The organism is Kribbella sp. NPDC026611 (assembly GCF_040638345.1).
In the GTDB taxonomy this organism is placed as follows: Bacteria; Actinomycetota; Actinomycetes; order Propionibacteriales; family Kribbellaceae; genus Kribbella.
This window is the reverse complement of sequence record NZ_JBEZYC010000004.1, coordinates 732,450-749,347: the sequence shown is the minus strand read 5'-3', so window position 1 is coordinate 749,347 and position 16,898 is coordinate 732,450. Positions and strand designations below refer to the sequence as shown.

The 16,898-nt window shown below is 68.4% G+C and carries 14 protein-coding genes; 5 read left to right on the top strand and 9 right to left on the bottom strand.

Translation table 11 applies throughout. The features are described from left to right. Positions 1-15: 15 nt before the first annotated feature. The 3 genes from AB0E69_RS20755 (at position 16) to AB0E69_RS20745 (ending at position 6,370) form a co-directional block, all read left to right on the top strand. Positions 16-1,383 carry an MDR family MFS transporter gene (locus AB0E69_RS20755; RefSeq protein WP_360148042.1) on the top strand — a complete coding sequence of 456 codons (1,368 nt, stop codon included), beginning with the start codon at positions 16-18 and terminating at the stop codon, positions 1,381-1,383. A 75-nt stretch (positions 1,384-1,458) separates the two neighbouring features. After that, on the top strand, positions 1,459-5,268 hold the full coding sequence (locus AB0E69_RS20750) for a discoidin domain-containing protein (protein ID WP_360148040.1): 3,810 nt from the start codon (positions 1,459-1,461) through the stop codon (positions 5,266-5,268). Between the two features lie 7 nt (positions 5,269-5,275). Continuing rightward, positions 5,276-6,370 (top strand): Gfo/Idh/MocA family oxidoreductase, encoded by a 1,095-nt coding sequence (locus AB0E69_RS20745; protein ID WP_360148037.1) that lies wholly within the window; start codon positions 5,276-5,278, stop codon positions 6,368-6,370. A gap of 43 nt (positions 6,371-6,413) precedes the next feature. Here AB0E69_RS20745 and AB0E69_RS20740 read toward each other — a convergent pair whose 3' ends face one another. The 7 genes from AB0E69_RS20740 to AB0E69_RS20710 are packed head-to-tail and all read right to left on the bottom strand — an operon-like array spanning position 6,414 to position 13,642. After that, positions 6,414-6,971 (bottom strand): GNAT family protein, encoded by a 558-nt coding sequence (locus tag AB0E69_RS20740; RefSeq protein WP_360148034.1) that lies wholly within the window; start codon positions 6,969-6,971, stop codon positions 6,414-6,416. A 9-nt stretch (positions 6,972-6,980) separates the two neighbouring features. Further along, the gene (locus tag AB0E69_RS20735; RefSeq protein ID WP_360148031.1) at positions 6,981-8,246 is read right to left on the bottom strand and encodes an ROK family transcriptional regulator; all 1,266 of its coding nucleotides are present in this window, start codon (positions 8,244-8,246) and stop codon (positions 6,981-6,983) included. A gap of 51 nt (positions 8,247-8,297) precedes the next feature. Beyond that, a complete protein-coding gene (locus AB0E69_RS20730) occupies positions 8,298-9,551 on the bottom strand; it encodes an enolase C-terminal domain-like protein (RefSeq protein WP_360148028.1) in 1,254 nt (417 codons plus the stop codon). Continuing rightward, positions 9,552-10,436: an NAD(P)-dependent oxidoreductase gene (locus AB0E69_RS20725; RefSeq protein WP_360148025.1), complete on the bottom strand. Its 885-nt coding sequence runs from the start codon at positions 10,434-10,436 to the stop codon at positions 9,552-9,554. After that, positions 10,433-11,314 (bottom strand): carbohydrate ABC transporter permease, encoded by an 882-nt coding sequence (locus AB0E69_RS20720; RefSeq protein ID WP_360148022.1) that lies wholly within the window; start codon positions 11,312-11,314, stop codon positions 10,433-10,435. Before AB0E69_RS20720 ends, AB0E69_RS20725 begins: the two co-directional genes overlap by 4 nt. Further along, positions 11,311-12,246: a sugar ABC transporter permease gene (locus AB0E69_RS20715; protein ID WP_360148019.1), complete on the bottom strand. Its 936-nt coding sequence runs from the start codon at positions 12,244-12,246 to the stop codon at positions 11,311-11,313. Before AB0E69_RS20715 ends, AB0E69_RS20720 begins: the two co-directional genes overlap by 4 nt. Before the next feature lie 4 nt (positions 12,247-12,250). Continuing rightward, positions 12,251-13,642 (bottom strand): extracellular solute-binding protein, encoded by a 1,392-nt coding sequence (locus AB0E69_RS20710; protein WP_360148016.1) that lies wholly within the window; start codon positions 13,640-13,642, stop codon positions 12,251-12,253. A 186-nt stretch (positions 13,643-13,828) separates the two neighbouring features. On the opposite strand from AB0E69_RS20710, the gene AB0E69_RS20705 reads away from it, so the two are divergent. After that, positions 13,829-14,194 carry a VOC family protein gene (locus AB0E69_RS20705; protein ID WP_360148013.1) on the top strand — a complete coding sequence of 122 codons (366 nt, stop codon included), beginning with the start codon at positions 13,829-13,831 and terminating at the stop codon, positions 14,192-14,194. Between the two features lie 7 nt (positions 14,195-14,201). On the opposite strand, the gene AB0E69_RS20700 is transcribed toward AB0E69_RS20705, so the two are convergent. After that, positions 14,202-14,822: a helix-turn-helix domain-containing protein gene (locus tag AB0E69_RS20700; RefSeq protein WP_360148010.1), complete on the bottom strand. Its 621-nt coding sequence runs from the start codon at positions 14,820-14,822 to the stop codon at positions 14,202-14,204. A gap of 109 nt (positions 14,823-14,931) precedes the next feature. On the opposite strand from AB0E69_RS20700, the gene AB0E69_RS20695 reads away from it, so the two are divergent. Further along, positions 14,932-15,738: an SDR family NAD(P)-dependent oxidoreductase gene (locus tag AB0E69_RS20695; RefSeq protein WP_360148007.1), complete on the top strand. Its 807-nt coding sequence runs from the start codon at positions 14,932-14,934 to the stop codon at positions 15,736-15,738. Positions 15,739-15,791: 53 nt separating this feature from the next. Here AB0E69_RS20695 and AB0E69_RS20690 read toward each other — a convergent pair whose 3' ends face one another. Beyond that, a complete protein-coding gene (locus AB0E69_RS20690) occupies positions 15,792-16,850 on the bottom strand; it encodes a DUF4185 domain-containing protein (RefSeq protein ID WP_360148004.1) in 1,059 nt (352 codons plus the stop codon). Positions 16,851-16,898: the final 48 nt, after the last annotated feature.

Below are 16,898 nucleotides of genomic sequence, written 5' to 3'. Positions count from 1 at the left end.
TAAGGAGATTGCTGAATGACCACCACTACGACAGGCCTCGACCGGGGCGTGCTCAAGCTCGCCTCGGTCCTCGTCCTCGGCGCACTCGCACCACTGCTCGACAGCACGATCGTCACGGTCGCGCTACACACCCTCGGCTCCGAGCTGCACGCGCCGGTGTCCACGGTCCAGTGGGTGAGTACGGCGTACCTGCTCGCCCTGGCCATCGCCATCCCGATCACCGGCTGGGCGTCGAACCGCTTCGGCGCCAAGCGGATGTGGATCGTCGCGCTCGCCCTGTTCCTGACCGGGTCGATGCTGTGCGGGATCGCCTGGAACATCGAGTCGCTGATCGGGTTCCGGGTGATCCAGGGCATCGGCGGTGGGCTGATGCTCCCGATCATGCAGACCCTGCTGCTCCGCGCCGCCGGCCGGGACCGGATCGGCCGGCTGATGGCGGTCGTCTCGCTGCCCGCACTGATCGGACCGATCCTCGGTCCGGTGCTCGGCGGCGTCCTGGTCGGCCATCTCGACTGGCGCTGGATCTTCTACGTGAACGCGCCGATCTGTGTCCTCGCGATCGTCTTCGCGGTCCGCGTCCTGGCGCCCGACCCGAAGCCGACCGCCGCGGCTCTCGACGTACCAGGACTGTTGCTCATCTCCCCCGGTCTCGCCGCCATCATCTACGCGCTCAGCCAGGTCGGCGACCGAGGCGGGTTCGTCCACCCGAGTGTGCTGATCCCGCTGGTTGCCGGAGTGCTCCTGCTGGTCGCCTTCGTCCTGCGTAAGACTGCCGAGCCGATCATCGACCTAGCGCTCTTCCGGACAAGGTCCTTCACCGCCTCGACCGCTCTGCTCTTCCTGACCGGCTTCGCGCTGTACGGCGCGATGCTGCTCCTCCCGCTCTTCTACCAACAGGCCCGCGGCGAGACCGTCACCGCAGCCGGACTTCTCCTCGTCCCGCAAGGTGTCGGCAGCCTGCTCGCCCGCGTCGCCGGCGGCCTCACCGACCGGTACGGCGCGCGCCCGGTCGTGCTGATCGGCATCGCGCTGACCACCCTCGGCACGATCCCGTTCGCCTTCAGCGGTACGGCGTACTGGATGCTGGCGATCGCTCTGGTGATCCGTGGGGCCGGACTGAGCGCGGTCAACCTGGCTGTGCTGGTCGGCGCCTTCCGCGATCTCGAGCCGGCACAGCTCCCCCACGCGAGCAGCACGACGCGGATCCTGCAGCAGCTCGGCGGGGCGTTCGGCGCGGCGACGCTGGCGGTGATCCTGCAGAGTCAGCTGATCGGGCACGCGCCGTCAGCGGCGTACGCGCACAGCTTCGCGTGGGCGATCGGGTTCATGGCGGTGGCCGCCGTACCAGCCCTTTTCCTGCCGCGGCGCCGGGCTCTTGAATAAGTAACACGCTTGGTTTAACTTATCCGCGCAGCTGCTGTCTCGTGTCCTTCCAGCCCGCCACCTGGAGGTTCCACCATGTCCAGACGCCTGCTCGCGCGGGTCCTCCCCGCACTACTACTCACCAGCGTCCTCGCCGTACCAGCGGCGCACGCCGCCACGATGTACCCCAGCGGGGTCGGTGCCGACCTCGGACCGACCCCGACCACGCTCGGCGTGCAACCCGCTGCCGGTGACGATCCGGCCGGGCTGCGGACCGGGACCGAGCAGGGCAAGACCTACTGGCAGACGAACCAGGCGGCCGGGACGGGCTACCTCGAGTTCGATGTCGACCACGATTACGTCGACGAGATCGGTACCGACGACGTCCTGGTGACGGTGACCTATCTCGACAACGGCTCGGGCACACTCGAACTGCAGTACGACGCCAAGGCCGACCCGGCGCAGGACGCGACCGCCATCCAGCTGACCAACAGCGGCCAGTGGAAGACCGGGGTGTTCTCGCTCGACGGCATCTCGTTCACCAACCGGCTGGGTGACGCCGACGTGCGCGTCTTCGGCAGCACTGACGTCACGATCAACCGCCTGCGGATCAGTACCGCCGGCGCCTCGGTCCAGCTCGGCACCGCGCCGGTGCAGAACGGGATCAGTCCGCGGGCCGGTGACGACGGCTCGCACCTGATCACGGGTGTCGTCGACGGGCGTTCGTACTGGCAGACCGACCGGACGGCCCCGCCTCCGGGCACCAGCTTCTTCTACCTGAACGTGGCTGACACCTACCTGTATGACAACCACGGGCTCGTCCTGGTCAGCATCGACTACTTCGACGAGGGCAACGGCCAGTTCGGGCTGCACTACGACTCGCCCGGCGAGACGGTCCCGGAGAAGTTCAAGAACTCCGAGGTGGTGCGGTACGGCGACACCAAGACGTGGAAGACGTACACGTTCGCGCTGCCGGACGCGGTGATGACGAACCGGTCGAACGGCGGCGACTTCCGGATCCACAACGGCGACGGGTCGGTCGACCTCAAGGTGGCAGCCGTCCGGGTCGCGAAGGTCGCGTCGACGCTCGACGTCACCGAGGGGCTGGTCGACCTGATCGACCAGGCCGCCCGCGTCGAGAAGGCTGCGCGGGAAGGGACTCGCGACGGGCAGTTCCCCGCCGGGAGCAGGGCTACCTTCCGGGCTGCGATCGACGACGCGCGCGCGGTCGCGGCGACGCCGGGCGTGACCGACGTACAGGTCAAGGCGGCGCTGCGGACGCTGCAGGTCAAGCTGGACGCCTTCAACGCCTCGGTCGTCGACACCAACTTCGCGGACGACGGTACTGCGTCGGCCAGCGGTGGCACCGGCGCTACGAACGTCAACGACGGGAACCACGACACGGCCTGGACGAGCGGGCCGGGCGACTCCTGGCTGCAGCTGGACCTGGGCAAGCCACGGCCGGTGAACGACGTCCGGGTGGAGTGGGCGCAGGCGTACTCCCCCGACTACACGGTCCAGGTGTCGAACGACGGCAAGAACTTCACCGCAGTCGGCCGGACCGGCTCGCCGGGCGGGAACCAGATCAGCCGCACGCGGTTCGCAACGGTCAGCCCGCGGTACGTTCGGGTCGCAATGACCGGCGCGGACTCCTTCATCGTCAATGAGCTGCAGCTCCGGCTGGCCCCGGTCATGACTCCGAAGCCGCGGCTCGTCCAGACCGCCAATCCGACCGAGGACGGCGTGGTCGCCGACTTCGACGCGACGCAGTACGGCGCTGATCGCACGGGCCGGCGGGACTCGACCAAGGCGATCCAGCAGGCGATCTACGCGTGCCAGGACGCGGGTGGCGGGACGGTCTGGCTGCCGGCCGGGACGTACAAGGTCACCGACACGATCGAGGTGCACGCCTTCTGCAGTCTGCGCGGTGATCACGGGCCGAAGCTCGGCACCGGCACGGTGATCGTCGCGGATCTGGCTCCCGGCGACGACGGACCGAGCCTGTTCCGGATCGGCGGCAGCGCGGGCGTCCTCGGCGTGACGACGTACTACCCGAACCAGAACGCGGCGGACCCGGTCCCGTACAACTACACCTTCGAGATCCCGGGCGGCGCCTGGATCGGTAACGAGAACTACATGATGTCGACCGTTTCCGACGTCACGATGCTGAACTCGTACCGCGGGATCGGCGTCAGCACGATGCCGAACGACCATGGCAACGCACCGAGCTCGGGTCAGGTACACGAGTCCACCACGATCCGCAACGTGACCGGTACGGCGCTGCTCGAAGGCGCGCGCGCCTACAACGGCGCCGATGTCGGGACCTGGGAGAACGTTGCCTTCAGCAACTCCTACTGGGCGTCGGCGCCGGCCGCCTTCCACCCGCCGGCCCGGGCGGCGCTGGACGCGTGGACCCGGGCGCACGGGACCGGGCTGGTGCTCGGTGATCTCGAGTGGGACCAGTTCTACCGGATCTCGCTGTCGGACTACGCAGTCGGCGTGCACGTCGTCGCCGGGCAGCGGGCGCAGTTCACCGGGAGCATCCTGCAGCCGGACATCCGGCGGACCGGGACCGGCGTTCTCGTGGACGTGATGGACGACCGGTGGGGTATGACGCTGGCCGGCGGGCACGTCGAGGGCGGGATCACGAACAACTCGCGCGGCTACGTGAAGCTCACCGGCACCGAGGTCACCGGGCCACAGTCCGGGATCATCCACCACATGTCGGGTACGGCGCCGACGTACACGCAGAAGCCACTGCCGAAGCCGGTGCAGAGGCTGTACGTCGTGGACGCGCCGCACGGAGTCGGGTACCTGCCGGCCGCGGACGCGACGCGCGCCGTACAGCAGGTGCTCGATCGCGCCGGGCGGGACGGGGGCGGGATCGTGTATCTCCCGGCCGGCTGGTACCGGATCGGCACGCATCTCAGCGTGCCGGCGAAGGTCGAGCTGCGGGGCGCGTCCGCCGTACCGAACCGGGATCAGGGTGGGGCGAGCGGCGGGACCGTTCTCCAGGCGTTCGAGCGAAACACGGACACGGCCCTCGTGACGCTCGGGAAGAGCGCGGGTGTGCGCGGGCTGCGGGTCTTCTACCCGGAGAACAACCCGGGATCCGCGGCCGGGGTCGTCGCGTACCCGTACGCGATCCGCGGGCACGCCGGCGCGAACTACGTGATCAACGCCGGGTTCCCGAACGCGTGGAACGGGATCGACCTCAGCGGTGACGACGTCGTGGTCCGGAAGGTCGCCGGGGCGTTCTTCGACCACGCGATCGCGATCGGTCCGGGCCGCAACGGCCGGGTCGAGGGCGTGCTGTCGAACGGGAACGCGGTCACCCGGGTCGGGTACCAGCAGCCGTACTGGATGAACGAGGGCAGCATCTTCGAGCTCGTCATCGACAAGTACATGCGCAAGATCGCGAAGATCGTCACCGTGGACGGGGCCCGCGGGCTGACGTTGCTGAACGTGTTCGCATACGGGTTCCACGACGGACTGGTGGTGAACTCGGGCCAGTTGGCCGCGTTCAACCTGGGCACCGACAACCTCGGCGCTGACGGGCACACGATCCAGGTGGTCAGCGGTGACGTCGAGGCGACCAATCTCGCGCGCTACAACGGCGCCACGCTGAGCGGGCCGGCGACGTTGCACAACGTGATGGTGATCAACGTCGTGCAACGAAGCATCAAAGTCGGGGCGAGTGGGAACGGGACCGTCGCGATCGCCGGGAACGAGTCGGAGCCCGGGACGTACGAGGTTGGCGCGCAGGTGACCGTGACGGCGGCGCCATCTTCGGATAGCGTTTTCCAGAACTGGACCGTCGATGGCACAGTGGTGGCGACGACGCCGTCGTACACCTTCACCGTCAGCGCAGATCAGATATTGATCGCCAACTTCACACCCCGGTAGGAGCGAGATGGCTGACACACCTCAGCAGCAGGTCGCGATCGTCGGCTGCGGCATCATCGGCCGCACCCACACGGACACCATCGCGGCGCGGCCCGACGCGGTCGTGACGGTGCTCGTGGACCCCGATTCCGAGGCCAGCGCGGCGCTGGCCGCCCGGTTGAAGGAGGCGGGGCAGCCGGCGCCTCAGGTGTACGACGACCTCGGCGAGGCGCTGAGCGGATCGCCGGAGGTGACGCTGGTGGCGATCTGTACACCGAGCGGGACGCACGCGGAGCTGGCCGAGCAGGCGATCCAGGCGAAGAAGCACGTCGTGATCGAGAAGCCGCTCGACGTCGACCTGGGTAAGGCCCGCCGGCTCGGAGCGGTGGCGGCCCGGACGGCGAGCGAGGGGCTCGTGGTGTCGGTGATCAGCCAGCACCGCTTCGACGCCGGGAGTGCGGTGATCAAGCAGGCGATCGACAGCGGGCGGTTCGGCCAGCTAACCTCGGCGACGGCGACGGTCGCGTGGTGGCGAAGCGACGAGTACTACGCGTCCGCCGGGTGGCGCGGGACCTGGGCGCAGGACGGCGGTGGGGCGCTGATGAACCAGGGCGTGCACACCGTCGACCTGATGCTGTGGTTCATGGGCCGGCCAGTCATCATCCAGGCCCAGGCACTGCGGGCGGCTCACCACGCGATCGAGGTCGAGGACACGGTCGTCGCCACCCTCACCTTCGAGACCGGTGCCGTCGGCACGCTCCACGCCACCACCGCCGCGTTCCCCGGCGGCCGCACCCGCGTCGCGGTCCACGGCACCGAAGGCGGAGCCGAGATAGAGGACGACCTGCTCAGCCGCCTCAACCTGGACGCGACCAAGGACGAGGCCCCGACGGACGTCGGCGATCCCGGCGGCCACAAGGCGCAGTACGCCGACATCCTCCAGGCGATCGCCGACGGAGGCCAACCTGCCATCACCGTCCAGCACGGCATCGAGGCTTTGGCCACCGTCCGGGCCGTCTACATCGCGTCCACCCTCCAACGCCCGGTGAAGTTCCAGGACGTGCTCGAGGGCAAGTACGACGACGTCGACGTCTCCCGCAGCGTCGGCCTCCCACCCAGCTGATCCACCGACAGCTGATCCACCGACAGCGGGCCCGGCGTCGCGGTCAGGCGCCGGGTTCGCGGTCGTTGAGGATCCTTTGGTAGAGGTTGCAGTCCTGCCAGGCGCCGCGGATGTGCAGGTAGGTGGGCGCGAAGCCGATCTGCTGGAAGCCGGTGCGTTTCAGGACTGCTTGGGAGGGGGCGTTGCTGGTCATGCAGCTGGCCTCGATGCGGTGCAGCTTGAGCTCGTGGTCGGCGATCTCCGCGACCGCGTTCACGGCGAGGGTGGCCAGGCCTTGGCCGACGGCGTCGATGGCCAGCCAGTAGCCGAGAGCCGCGCTGCGGAACGGACCCGGGACCAAGTCGTTCAGCGTGAACCCGCCCAGGACCCGGCCGTCCGAGATCAGCAGCCACGGGACTGCCTGGCTGTTCCGGTAGCGGGTGAGGTTCGTCTTCAGGCGGTCGGCCTGGGCCTCCGGGGTGAACCAGTTGTCGGGGCGGGCGGGTTCCCACGGTGACAGGTGGTCCCAGCTGCGGGCGTACGCGTCGGCCAGGGCAGGAGCATCGTCCAGGTCGGCGATGCGGAGCTGAACCTGGGGCGTGAGTTGGCGGGGTTCGATCACTGCGGAAGCCTACTTCGGCAGCCGCCGCGCCTGACTCGACCCCGACACCCGCGGTGTGAACGCATCGTGGAAGATCGTCGACGCCGCGCCGACGGCGGCCGCGTCCTTTTGCAGCATCGACTCCTCGACCGCCACCTCGCGCGTCTCCCGCGCCAGCGGGTGTGCGTTCACCGCCCGCCCGATCTCGCTCAGGAAGATCTCCGAGACCTCCTGCGAGTACGCAGGCCCGCCGAGCACCAGCAGGTCGATGTCGAGCAGATCGACGAGCCCGACCGCGCCCTGCCCGATCACCCGCGCCACCTGCCGCACCGCCCGCACAGCGGCCTCGTCCCCGGCCGCGGCCGCCTTGCACACCGCCTTGTACCGCCGCGCCTCGTCCGTCGCGCCCGGATCGGTCTCGACGTACCCGAACTCCGCCGCGATCACCGGCAACGACGCCGTCGGGTTGCACTCCGGCACCAGCCGCGGCCCGTTCTCCGGGTCCCACTCCCCCATCCGCAACGCCGCGACCTGCCCGAACTCGCCGGCGTTCGACGTACCGCCGCGGTAGATCGACCCGTTCAGGATCAACCCGCTGCCCACGCCGGTCCCGAGGTACAGGTACGCGAAGTCCCGCGCCCGCGCCGACCGCCCGATCCACCGCTCCCCGATCGCGGCCGCCGTACCGTCCTTCTCCACCAGCACCGGATGGTTCAGCCGCTCCTGCAGCAACTGCCGGATCTTCAGCCCGCGCCAGGCCGGCTGCAGCGGCAGCGCCAGGAACGACCCGTCCGTGTCGATCGGACCCGGTACGGCGACGCCGACGCCGAGCATCGAGTCCAGGTCGACCTGGCTGATGCTCAGCGCCGCGGTCACCGTCGCCGCGGTCAGATCGACGAGCTTCCCGGCCTCCAGATCCTCGGCCAGGTCCACGGTCTCGCGCCGGACGATCTTCCCGTCCAGGTCGACCACGGCGACCGTGAGCAGCTCGGGATCGATGTGGATCCCGACCGCATGCGCCGCGTTCGACCGCATCCGGACCGGTGTCCGCGGCTTGCCCAGCCGTTCGGCGCGCTCCTGTGCCTCCTCGACCAGCAGACCCTGCTGCAGCAGGATCCGCAGGATCCGCGACACCGACTGCTGGGTGAGACCGGTCCGGCGGGAGATCTCGGTCCGGCTGATGATGCCGGCCAGCCGGATCGTCTCGATGATCACGGCCTCGTTGAACGAACCCAGGTCGTACTGGTTCGCGCCCGCCTGGCGCAGCTCCGCCAGTTTTTCTCCGGAGTCAGCCATCTCCCACCTCCCCGTCTCCATTCAGCGGATCGTACTGCGGGTAACCACCAACTACGGTGCTTCCAGCGCCCCGTCGATGCGTCGTACCCCGGCAGCCCACTCGTCGTGACCGGACAGTTGCGCGGGATAACGGGCCGCGGCCTCGAGATCGAGGTCGATCCCCCAGCCCGGCGCGTCGTTCGGCCGCAGCCAGCCGTCCTCGATCCGCAGCGTCCCCGGGAACACCTCGTACGTCGCCTCGTTGTACAGGTGGCCCTCTTGGATGCCGAAGGCAACCGACGTCACGTCCAGCGCCACGTTGGCCGCGGCACCGATCGGCGACGTGTCGCCCGGCCCGTGCCACGCCGTACGCACCCCGCACAGCTCGGCCAGGTCGGCCAGCTTCCGCGCCGGCGTCAGGCCGCCGATGTCCGAGACATGCGACCGGATGAAGTCCACGCCCAGGTCGCGGATCAGCCGGACCGCGTCGGTCATCGAGGTGGTCAGCTCACCCACGGCCAGCGGCACCGGCGACGCAGCGCGCACCTCGGGCAGCCGGTCCCAGTGCTCCGGCGGCAGCACGTCCTCAAGGAAGAACAGGCGGTGCGGCTCCATCGATCGCGCGAGCAGCACGGCCTCCTTCGGCGTCAACCGCGAGTGCACGTCGTGCAGCAGCTCGATGTTGTCGGGCAGGGCGTGCCGTGCCTCAGCGAGCAGTTCCGGTGTGGTCCGCAGGTAGTCCCGAGCCGACCAGCCGTTCCGGTACGGCGCGTCCGGGTAGAGCGTTGGTACCTGCGGAGCGCCGTACCCTCCGCCGCCTGGTGTGGACATCTGGAGGCGGATGTGACGCCAACCCTGAGCGATGAGCTTCTGCGCGTGGTCGATCGTCTCCTCGATCGTCCGCCCGCTGGCGTGGATGTACGTGTCCGCGGCCGCGCGCACCTTGCCGCCGAGCAGCTCGTAGACCGGCATACCGGCCCGTTTACCGGCGATGTCCCACAGCGCTTGGTCGATGCCGGAGATCGCGTTATTCGTCACCGGTCCGCCACGCCAGTAGCCGGAGTACGACGCGAGGCGGGTCAGGTCGCCGATGTCACCGGGGTAGCGACCGACGAGCAGCCGGGACAGGTGCTCGTCGACGAAGGTCTGGACGGCCTTCCACCGCTGGGTGAACGTCGCGCAGCCCAGCCCGTACAGGCCCGGCTCGGTGGTCTCGATCTTCACCACCACCAGCGGGATGCCCTGAGGTGCGGTGACGACGGCCTTCACCTCCCGGATCCGGAGGTCGTCGCGGACCGGCCACGGCTGGTCGAAGTTCGAGGGCATTCACAGCTCCTGTGCGGGAAGGTCGAGGGTGGGCAGGTCGAGCTCGTGCCGGGCCTGGAACCCCAGGACCGAGCGGATCGCGGTCAGGTCGATCGGTACTTCACGCCCCACGAACGGCCGCAACCGCGGCACCCCTGGGGCGTAGGCGTCCAGCAACGCCTCGGTCGGGTACGGCGCGATGGTCGTGTCGGCGGTGGCGAAGAACGTGTACGCACCGAACAGCGGCGCGGTCAGCCCGAGCTCGATCGAGTACGCCGCGTCGCGGGTGTCGAGGTAGCTCCACGCCTCCCGCATCCCGCTTCGCGGCTCTTCCCGCATCCGGTCGGCGATCCGGTGCAGCTCCGTCGGCGAGTTGACGTGCGGGAACCGGAGCGCGACCACGTCGATCCCCCACCGGCGCCACGCCATCCGGGCGGTGTTCTCGTCGTTCTGCTTGGACAGCGAGTACCAGTCGCCGATGTCGGTCGGCAGCCGCTCGTCCCACGGGAAGTACGCCGGCTTGATGTCGTGCGGGTTGAACGGCATCCCGGTCGCGTTGATGCTGCTCGCGATCACCGCCCGCCGGATCCCCCGCGCCCCCGCCTGGGCGAGCACGTTGAAGGTCGACACCACGTTGATCGTGTAGACGTCGTACGGCGTCCCCGCCGACGGATGCGCGAGCGCCGCCAGATGTACGACGTACTCCACCTCGTCGAGCGCCGCCGCCACGTCCGCCTCCGACCGGGTGTCGCCGATCAGCACCCGGTCCGCCTTCAGATCCGGATTCTCGACGTCGGACAGCGTCGTCACCCGCGCACCCACCTCGTTCAGGTGCCGCACAGTCGCCATCCCGATCCGCCCCGCACCCCCCGTCACCAGCACCCGCCGGCCGTTCAGTTCAGTCACTCCTTGATTCCTCCTGCCATTCCCACGCCGCGCAGGAACTGTTTCTGGAACACCAAGAACAACACCACAGGTATCAGGACCGCCAGGAAAAGGGCACTCATTTGCAGCGAGATCTCTGTGGTTTTCTGTACCCGCGGCAACGCCACGGAGATCGGCTGGAGCCGTGGGTCGGGGAGGACGAGGAGGGGCCAGAGGTAGTCCTTCCAGGAGCCGATGACGGTCAGCAGGGCGACGACGCCGACGATCGGCTTCGAGAGCGGCAGGATCAGGGCGGTGAAGAGGCGCAGGTTGCTCGCGCCGTCGATGCGTGCGGCCTCGATCAGCTCGCGCGGGATCGAGTCGAAGTACCGCTTCATCACCAGGACGTTGAACGCCCCGGCCGCCGACGGCAACCAGACCGCCCAGAACGTGTTCTGCAGGCTGATCCCGAGCAGCGGCATCCTCAGCACGGTCATGTACAGCGGGACCAGCGAGATCACGCCCGGCAGGAACAGCGTCGCGAGTACGGCGCCGGTGACGACCGGGCCCCATTTCGGGCGCAGGATGCTGAGCACGAAGGCTCCCGTCGTACAGACGAACAGCGTCGAGATCATCGACCCGATCGCGATGAACGCGGTGTTGCCGAGGTACGCGCCGATCTGGACCCGGTTCCAGGCGTCCGGGATGTTCTGCGGCTGGATGCCGGACGGCCAGAGCTGCATCGGGCCGCTCAGGATGTCCTGGCTGGTGGAGACGCCGGACTTGAGCAGCCAGAGCAGCGGACCGACCCCGGCGATCAGGACCGCGACGAAGATCAGCACCTGGATCGCCGGCAGTCCGTAGCGGATGACGCCGCGATGGCGGTCCGCGGTCGAGATGATTCCGCGTTCGTGGCTCATGTGGTGCTCCAGCGGCGGGTGACGAAGTGGTAGACGACCGACAGCACGCACAGCACGCCGGCGAGCAGCACGCTGAGCGCGGTCGCGGCGCCGAAGTCGCCGTTGATGAACGCATACCGGTAGATCAGCAGCAGCACCGTCGTGGTGGCGTTGTTCGGGCCGCCGCCGGTGAACAGGAACGGCTCGGTGAACACCTGGAACGTCCCGATCAGCTGCAGCAACATCATGATCAGGATGATGCCGCGGATCTGCGGCAGCGTGACGTGCCAGACCCGGCTCCAGATCCCGGCGCTGTCGAGCTCGGCCGCCTCGTAGAGCTCCGTGCGTACGCCGGTCAGCGCGGCCAGGTAGATGATCGAGGTGGCGCCCGCGCCGGCCCAGGTCGCCTCGAGCACGATGGCCGGCATCGCCAGCGACTGCGAGTTCAGCCAGGCGAACGGCCCGATCCCGAACCAGCCGAGGATCGAGTTGAACACGCCCGACCCGCTCGGGTCGTAGAAGAACGTCCAGAGCAGGATCGCGGCCACCGGCGGTACGACGGCCGGCAGGTAGGAGATCACGTTGTAGAGCCAGCCGGTCTTGCGCAGCTCGCTGATGAACACGGCCAGGAACAACGGCACCGGGAAGCCGAAGATGAGGGCCAGGACGGCGAAGTACAGGGTGTTCAGGGCCGCCTGTGGGAGCTGCGGGTCGGTCAGCACGTAGCTGAAGTTCGCCCAGCCAACCCACTCCGGCGGGGCGACCAGGTTGTTCTTCTGGAAGCTCAGCACCAGGCCGCGGACGATCGGGCCCCAGGAGAAGTACAGGAAGATCAGCACCAGGGGCAGGGCGAAGAAGATGCTGCTGAGCCCGCCGGAGCGGTACCAGGTCGCAATGGACCTGGCACCGCCCTGGCTCTGCGTCTCTGTTGACGGCGTACGTCGCTGGAACATCGACTCACCGCGCCAGGCGTGCGTCGACCTTCGAGGCCGTGTCGCTCAGCAGCTTGTCGATGTCCGCGTCCTTCTTGGTGAGGACCTGCTGGACCACTGGGTCGAGCAGGGAGTAGACCTCCTGGCCCTTGTTCGACGGCTCGGGCAGCAGTTTCAGCGACGTGGTCGAGTCGATGTACCCCTGGAACTGCTTGACCGGGACATTGACGTACGGCTCACGCCACTTGTTGAACCGGTCGTAGGTCTCCTGGCTCAGCGGGGTGATGCCGGGCCGGCCGACGAAGCCCTTGTCCGCGATCGTGGTCTTCGCGTCCTGGACCGCGACCGACTCGGTCGTGTACTTGTCGAACTGGTCGAACTTGATCCACTTCAGCGCCGCGACGATCTCGTTCTTGGTCGCCTTCGGGCTGATCATCTTCAGCGAGCCACCCGTCAGCGTGCCGTACGGGCCGCCGTCCTGCGGCAGCGCGCCCTCGCCGAAGTCGGCCGGCTTCATGCCGAAGTTCTTCACGCTCATGTCGTAGGCGTCCGGCGCCTGCAGCACCATGCCGATCTTGCCGCCCGCGAAGTCCTGGCGGACCTCCTCCTGGTTGTACAGGAACCGGCTGCCCATCGAGTTGTCGGTCCAGCGCATGTCCTTCAGCAGCTGCAACGCCTTCTTGGTCGGCGCATCGTTGAACGTGCTCTTCATGCCGTCCGGGGACTCGACCGTGCCGCCCATGCTGTAGGTCATCGTGGTCAGCATCCAGCCACCGGTGTTGTTGGTGGTGAGCTGGGCGTACCCGGCCTTGCCGGTCTTCTCGCTGATCTGCTTGGCGTACTGGCGTACTTCGTCCCAGCTGGTCGGCGGCTTGTCCGGGTCGAGTCCGGCCTGCTTGAACAGCGCCCGGTTGTAGGCCAGGCCGACCGAGAAGACATCGATCGGTACGCCGTAGATCCGGCCGTTCGCGTCCTGGACGATCTTCAGCACGTTCGGGTTCAGGTCCTTGGTCAGGTCGACCAGCTTCAGCTCGTCGGTGATGTCCGGCAGCTGTTTGTTCGGGATCATGTTGGCCGGCTCGGTGAAGCTGATGTTCATCACCGTCGGCAGCGTCCCGCCGGCCACCTGGGCCTGGAAGGTCTGCGCCTGCCACGAGGTCTCGGTCGACTTCACGGTGATGTTCGGGTTCTTCGCCGTGAAGTCCTTGATCTTCTGCTCGAACGCCTTGATGTCGTTCGGCTTGTCGGGGGTCGGGCGGTCCCCGATCGTGATGGTGACCGGCGCGTTCTGGTCGATGTCGCCCGCCGCGCCGGACGACGAGGGCGTCGTGCTCTTCGCGCACCCCGCCGCCGCGAGCGCCAGCCCGGCGACCCCGAGGACCGCGCCGAACCGGCCCCACCTGTTCACTCTCGTCATCGGAACTCCTCAGGTTTCCGGATGCCGCCGATGTGCTCTGAGCCACACACCGGCCAGGTCCCGAGTAAGTTAAACCAAGCGTGTTACTAACTCAAGACCCAAGCCGGCGGCAGTCACATTCGTTATGTCGAGACCCTCGGCGAGGCTCCGACGTCCCCGATGACAGCGACGACAAAGGAGGAACACATGGCGAACCAGGTTGTGCACTTCGAGATCATCGGGACCGATCCGGCCCGGCTGCGGGACTACTACCGCGACCTCTTCGGGTGGAGCTACGATCTCGGCGACACGGTTTCCGGACAGGTGTCGGAGCCGGGGCAGTACGGGTTCGTCGGCAACGCCGGCCTCAACGGCGGAGTCGGCGGCGGTACGTCGCTGCGGGCGAAGGTGCTGTTCTACGTGGGCGTCGACGACGTCGGTACGGCGCTCGCCCGCGCCGAGGAGCTGGGCGGCACGCGTGTGTTCGGCCCGGACGGCGTACCCGGAAAACTCGTCGTCGCCCAGTTCACCGACCCCGATGCCAACCTGATCGGCCTCGCCGGCCCTCAGTAGTCCCGCTTCAGGAAACCCGCAGGACCAGCCGCTCGGCGGCGGTGGCCATGAGCTCCGTCACCTCGTCGACCGGCAGGCCCCGCCCGGTGTAGAGCTGATCGAAGAACTCGAACCCGGTGACTGCCCACAACAGATGGGCCGCCTCAGCGGCGCTGACGCCTCGGCGGAGCGCGCCTTCGGCGGCCAGCCGTTCGGCGTGCCAGGCCAGACCTTCGGCACGGCCCGTGCCCAGTCGCTCCACGACGCCGCCAACGGCCCGCGGGTCCAGTGCCGCCATCGAATAGAGCGCTCGCAGCACCGACCGGTGTTCGGCGAAGGTCGCGACCGAAGCCCGGATCGAGTCGAGCAGGCTTCGGCGGGCATCCTGGTCGTTGCCCCCGTTCGGCGCGCGGTGAAAACCACCACGCCGGCGCAGTTCGTCGCCGAGGGCGTCGAACAGTCCTGCCCGGGACCCGAACGCCGTGTACACCGTCGATCGCGACACCCGGGCCGTGGCGGCGACCCGCTCGACGCTCACGGGCATGGCCGGTTCGTCGCGCAGTAACTGGTACAGCGCGTCCAGGATGTCGCGCCGGGTCTGCTCGGCAGCGTCCGCACGCAGCCGCTGGTCGTACTTGCGGGTCGCCATGGCCGCCGATCCTACATTTCACTTGACATGTTGTTCTTTCAAACTACAGCATGTCCACTGAAAGACACCGTGTCCGATGAAATAATCACGAGCAAGTGAGGCACCCACCATGGAGCTGCAGCTGGACGGAAAGCGTGCCCTGGTCACCGGCAGCACGAACGGCATCGGTCAGGCGATCGCGATTGCGCTGGCCGGCGAGGGCGCAGCCGTGATCGTGCACGGACGCGACGCCGAACGGGCCCGGTCGACGGCGGGTGCCATCAGCGCGGCGGGCGGTACCGCCGCCGCCGTACTGGGTGAACTGACCGACCAAGCGGGTGTGCGATCGCTCGCCGACGCTGCCGCCGCGGCGTTCGGCGGCGTCGACATCCTGGTCAACAACGCCGCCTCGACCAGCGACTCGGAGGACTGGATGGCGGGCGGGCCGCAGGCCTGGCTCGACCTCTACAACGCCAATGTGGTGTCCGCGGTCCGCCTGATCGGTCTGCTGACCCCGGCGATGCGGACAGCCGGCTGGGGCCGGGTCATCCAGATCGGCAGTGCGGCACAGCCTTACCCACTCCCGAGGCAGGCGGCCTACAGCGCGACCAAGGCCGCGCTGTCCAATCTCACTGTCAGTCTCTCCAAGGAGCTGGCCGGCACCGGCGTCACGGCCAACACGATCAGCCCCGGCCCGACGTCGACTGCGGCGTTCCGCGAGCTCGCGCTGGTCTTCGCCCATGCACACGGCCTGGGCGACGATGTGGACGCCGCCACGCACGCATTGATCACCGGCCCGCTCGCCAATCCCTCCGCCCGGCTCACCGAGCCGCACGAGATCGGCGCGCTGGTTGCGCTGATCGCCAGTCCGCTCGGCGCCTCGATCAACGGTGCCAATCTGCGGATCGACGGCGGATTCACCCCGACCGTCAACTGATGATGCGCGAGGATGGTGGGGTGCCGCTTCGAGCTCCGGCCGCTGCTCGAGCTCTAACCGAAGCCGCGGACGCGGAACTGCTGGACGTGGTATGGCCAGCCGGCGTCGGTGTTCCACTGGCTGACGGACAGGTGCAGGTCGGCGAGCGTCGAGCCGGGGATGATGTAGCCGCCGTACAGCTGGGCGACGTGGTTGTCGTTCTCCTGGCCCCACGCGCCGCCCCAGATCAGCGTTTGGCGGTACGCCGTGTAGAGGTTGGACGTCGGCGTGTCCATGATGATGCCGTCGATCCGGTAGTCACCGGCGTTGAACCAGGTCAGGATCCACTTGCCACCGAGCGGCCGCAGGCACAGTTCGCCGAAGCTGCCGCTGAGGATCGGGGTGGCCGGGTTGCCCCAGGCCCACACGCCGTCCCGGTACCCCCACGGCTCGTACGCCGCCGGGTTCGCGATCTGGTCGCTGCGGACACGCTTCAGGATGATTGGCTTGTTGCGCTGGAAGCCGGTCGAGTACACGTAGACGTAGCCGTCGTTGCCCTCGCCCCACGACAGGAGCTGGAAGAGCCCGCCGTCGAGGTTGGGGTCGAACTTCGCGCCGGTGTGGTACCAGCTCGCGCCGGAGTTGTCCGAGCGCCAGATCTCGGTCCAGACGACGTTGCCGAGACCTTTGTTGACCATGGCATGCAGGTACATCGACCCGCCGATGGTGATCACGTCGGACGGCAGCACGGTCGAGAAGGTCGGGTTGTCGTGCGGGTAGTCCCACAGCTGCTGCGCGGCCGCGCCACCGACGGCCCCGGACCACTGCACTCCCCCGGCGAGGTTGGTCGTCGTCGACCAGAGCGCGACCGGCGAACGCCACCAGCCGCCGCCCACCCGCGCCTCCTCGAAGGTGTCGCCGAACATGAAGAGCAGCCGCCCGTCGGGCGTGCGCGCCGGGATCCCGAGGTCGGTGGCCGCCATCCGGAACCGGTCGGTGAGACCTGGACCGGTCAGGTCGGCGACCTTGGTGGTGAGGATCGCTTGCTGGTTGGCGAGCGCTCGGCCGGGTACGGCGGCGGCCACGACGCCGGCGCCGAGCGCTGCCTTCAGGAACGTGGATCGCTTCATCATGCGGACTCCCAGGGGCGGTTGGAAATCGATTTCTCCCACCCTCCAGGA

What these genes read in the sequence shown, in the direction of transcription:
- AB0E69_RS20755 (WP_360148042.1), top strand. Translation starts at nt 16, where the DNA reads ATGACCACCACTACGACAGGCCTCGACCGGGGCGTGCTCAAGCTCGCC.
- AB0E69_RS20750 (WP_360148040.1), top strand. Translation starts at nt 1,459, where the DNA reads ATGTCCAGACGCCTGCTCGCGCGGGTCCTCCCCGCACTACTACTCACC.
- AB0E69_RS20745 (WP_360148037.1), top strand. Translation starts at nt 5,276, where the DNA reads ATGGCTGACACACCTCAGCAGCAGGTCGCGATCGTCGGCTGCGGCATC.
- AB0E69_RS20735 (WP_360148031.1), bottom strand. Translation starts at nt 8,246, where the DNA reads ATGGCTGACTCCGGAGAAAAACTGGCGGAGCTGCGCCAGGCGGGCGCG.
- AB0E69_RS20730 (WP_360148028.1), bottom strand. Translation starts at nt 9,551, where the DNA reads ATGCCCTCGAACTTCGACCAGCCGTGGCCGGTCCGCGACGACCTCCGG.
- AB0E69_RS20720 (WP_360148022.1), bottom strand. Translation starts at nt 11,314, where the DNA reads ATGAGCCACGAACGCGGAATCATCTCGACCGCGGACCGCCATCGCGGC.
- AB0E69_RS20715 (WP_360148019.1), bottom strand. Translation starts at nt 12,246, where the DNA reads ATGTTCCAGCGACGTACGCCGTCAACAGAGACGCAGAGCCAGGGCGGT.
- AB0E69_RS20710 (WP_360148016.1), bottom strand. Translation starts at nt 13,642, where the DNA reads ATGACGAGAGTGAACAGGTGGGGCCGGTTCGGCGCGGTCCTCGGGGTC.
- AB0E69_RS20705 (WP_360148013.1), top strand. Translation starts at nt 13,829, where the DNA reads ATGGCGAACCAGGTTGTGCACTTCGAGATCATCGGGACCGATCCGGCC.
- AB0E69_RS20700 (WP_360148010.1), bottom strand. Translation starts at nt 14,822, where the DNA reads ATGGCGACCCGCAAGTACGACCAGCGGCTGCGTGCGGACGCTGCCGAG.
- AB0E69_RS20695 (WP_360148007.1), top strand. Translation starts at nt 14,932, where the DNA reads ATGGAGCTGCAGCTGGACGGAAAGCGTGCCCTGGTCACCGGCAGCACG.
- AB0E69_RS20690 (WP_360148004.1), bottom strand. Translation starts at nt 16,850, where the DNA reads ATGATGAAGCGATCCACGTTCCTGAAGGCAGCGCTCGGCGCCGGCGTC.